Annotated in this window: 5 protein-coding genes; 3 read left to right on the top strand and 2 right to left on the bottom strand. The window is 65.8% G+C overall.

Annotation, left to right across the window (positions count from 1 at the left end; all coding sequences use genetic code 11):
• The first annotated feature begins 229 nt into the window (after positions 1-229).
• Entirely contained in the window at positions 230-412 is a 183-nt protein-coding gene (locus tag ACXJKH_RS18105; RefSeq protein ID WP_256775872.1) for a hypothetical protein, read from the top strand.
• Positions 413-483: 71 nt separating this feature from the next.
• Positions 484-1,074, top strand: coding sequence for a mechanosensitive ion channel domain-containing protein (locus ACXJKH_RS18100; RefSeq protein ID WP_457321410.1), 591 nt, complete (start codon positions 484-486; stop codon positions 1,072-1,074).
• A gap of 23 nt (positions 1,075-1,097) precedes the next feature.
• Here ACXJKH_RS18100 and ACXJKH_RS18095 read toward each other — a convergent pair whose 3' ends face one another.
• Complete coding sequence (locus ACXJKH_RS18095) at positions 1,098-1,364, bottom strand: DksA/TraR family C4-type zinc finger protein (RefSeq protein ID WP_256775870.1); 267 nt, start codon at positions 1,362-1,364, stop codon at positions 1,098-1,100.
• Positions 1,365-1,473: 109 nt separating this feature from the next.
• Complete coding sequence (locus ACXJKH_RS18090; RefSeq protein WP_457321408.1) at positions 1,474-2,025, bottom strand: DUF2058 domain-containing protein; 552 nt, start codon at positions 2,023-2,025, stop codon at positions 1,474-1,476.
• Positions 2,026-2,099: 74 nt separating this feature from the next.
• Between ACXJKH_RS18090 and ACXJKH_RS18085 the strand changes: the two genes are divergently transcribed.
• Positions 2,100-2,597, top strand: coding sequence for a YgjP-like metallopeptidase domain-containing protein (locus ACXJKH_RS18085; RefSeq protein WP_457321406.1), 498 nt, complete (start codon positions 2,100-2,102; stop codon positions 2,595-2,597).
• The last annotated feature ends 239 nt before the right edge of the window (positions 2,598-2,836 follow it).

Genomic DNA, 2,836 nt, shown 5'->3' with positions numbered 1-2,836 from the left:
GGGCCCTCCCGCTCGCGGTAGCCCAGAACGAAGACACCAACCGATCCACACGTCGCCGAACACTGCCCGGCCACACGCGCAGCGTCGTGCTCACGCTGCAACATCTCTTGCAACGGGACGCTCCCTCAAATGGGAGAAGAACCATTTTTTACGTCGCAGCTCTAAACCTTTTTCGGCCTGGCCGCATCCAAGCCTGCGTACCCCACCGGCCATCGCCAAGGAACCCGTCATGTCCTCCAGTTGCCTTGTCCTGCTGCTGTCGTTGGCCAGCAGCTGCACCCTGCCATGGAGCCCGGTGACGATCCGCCTGTCGATCCCGCCGCAGCCGGACCTGTGCGTGCAGTACGCCGAGCATGCGCCGCTGTGCGTATCGGCGCTGATCGCACGCCTGGAAGCGCATCGGCTGGTCTGATTGCAATTGACGAAAACCTTGCGGCCCGCGCATTAAGATAGGCGTTTACTGCACTATCGCTGCAAGGATCCATGCTGCACATGAAAGACCACCTGCCCACCTGGACCCACCCGTGGCTGCAGTACGGCATTCCCGCCGTACAGATCCTGCTCACTGTGCTGGCCGCCTGGCTGCTGCGCCTGCTCGCACGACGCCTGATCCGCCGCCTCGGCGAGCACTACACCCTGCCGCCGGAAATGGTGATGGGCGCGCGCCGCATCAGCAGCTTCATCATCAACTTCGGCGCGGTGCTGATCGTGCTGAGCATCGTCGGCGCGTCGGCCTCGGTGCTGTGGACCGCCTTCACCGGTTTCGCCGCGGTGGGTGCGGTGGCGTTCTTCGCCGCCTGGAGCGTGTTGTCGAACATCTTCTGCACGCTGCTGATCTTCACCACCCGCCCGTTCCGCCTGCACGACTACATCGAACTGCTGGAGAACGGCGAGAAGCCCGGGCTCAAGGGCCGGGTGATCGACGTCAACCTCATCTACACCACCCTGCAGGAAACCGATGGCGGTCATGAGGGCACGGTGCTGCAGATCCCCAACAACATGTTCTTCCAGCGCACGGTGCGCCGCTGGCGCGATCCATCGCAGGCGCCGGGCGGGATCCAGGGCGACGGCTGAGCGTATCGGCCAACGTCCGGCCCCTAGCGCAGCTGGCTGTCCTTGCTGCCGCGTCGGTTGTAGCCGCCGCTTTCGTGCTGGGCGGCGTCCTCTTCTTCCTGGCAGCGCACGCACAGACGAACGCCCGGCACGGCCTTGCGCCGCGCCTCGGGAATGGGCGCGTCGCAGTGTTCGCAGTGGGTCAATCCCGGGCCCTGCTTGAGTTGCGCGCGGGCGCGCTGGATGGCGTCATCGACGGTGGCGTCGATCTGGTCCTGGACCGCACCGTCGCCTGCCCAACCTGTCGCCATGATGTGTCTCCCATGCCGGTGTCAGACGCCCAGCATAGACCYGCGCCCTGGGCCGGGGCCGACGCATGGCTGAACGCGGCGACGGCCGCGTGAATGCTTCAGCCGGGCGTTACCAGACCAGGTCGTCGGGCACCTGGAACTGGGCGTAATAGGCATCGTCCTCGGCGTTGCCGGTGCTCGGCTCGGTGCCGGGCTGGGCGTTGTCGAGCACGATGGCGCTGGCATCGCGTTCGCGCACCTTGTCAGCGGCCGCGCGCGGCAGCAGTTCGAAGCCGTCGCCGAAGCGGACGATGACCAGCGCGCCCGACGCCAGCTGCCTGCGCAGGGAGGCGTTGACCAGCAGGGTGCGGATGACGGTGCCATCGTTGAAACGGTACTCGCTCTCGCCGTCGCGCTTGACCTTGTGGGTGTCGATGATCTGCCGGACCTGGGCCTGGAGTTCCTGGGCGCGTGCCTTTTCCTTGCGTTCGGCTTCAAGCGCGCGGTCGCGTTCAGCTTTCTCGGCGCGTACCCGATCGGCCTCGCGCTGGCTTTCGCTGGGCGCGACCGGGGCCTTGCCGTGACGGGCCTTGACCTGTTCACGGGCGGCCTGTGAGACCTGGGATTTCTTGACCAGCCCGGCCTTGAGCAGCTGCTCCTGCAGGGGATTTGCCTTCGCCATACGCCTAGCATCTGTTGTTGCGGGATTCCGGAGGCCATCATACTGGTCCGCCCGCTCCGCCCCAACCGTCGTCCATGACCGCCCTGAAGTACCTCGCCGGCTACCCGGAGGCCCTGCAACAGCAGGTCCGCGAGCTGATTGCGGGCGATCGGCTGGGCCCGTGGCTGCAGCGCCGCTACGCGGACCTGCACACGGTGCGCAACGACCGGCAGCTGTACGACTACACCCAGGGATTGAAAGAACGCTATCTGCGCCAGTCGGCGCCGCTGTCCAAGGTGATCTATGACAGCAAGCTGCAGGTGCTCAAGCACGCGCTGGGCACGCACACCACCGTGTCGCGGGTGCAGGGCAGCAAGCTCAAGGCCAGCCGCGAGATCCGCATCGCCACGGTGTTTCGCGAGGCGCCAGCGCCGTTCCTGAAGATGATCGTGGTGCACGAGCTGGCGCACCTGAAGGAATCGGACCACAACAAGGCCTTCTACCAGCTCTGCACACACATGGAAGCGGACTACCACCAGCTCGAATTCGACCTGCGCCTGTATCTGACCCACCTGGACGGCACTACCGGTTGACCTGGCCCGTCGGTCGGCAGCATGGCGCCAGGTAGAGCGACCGTTGGTCGGCTGCTCTTCCACAATTCAACCGCACCACACCCCCTGATCCCCGTGTTTGGGCAGGGATGTGTATCCGGCGTCAGGCGCCCGCTTTTCTCCATTCCCCCGGCCCCCTGCCAAGTGTGAGGGCCTGGCGTGGGTAGGTTGGCGGGACCCTCAAGCCGCATGGATGCGGCTTGGGAGCCTACACGGACGTA

This window comes from Stenotrophomonas sp. P5_B8 (assembly GCF_054049855.1).
This window is presented reverse-complemented; position numbering and strand designations above follow the sequence as displayed.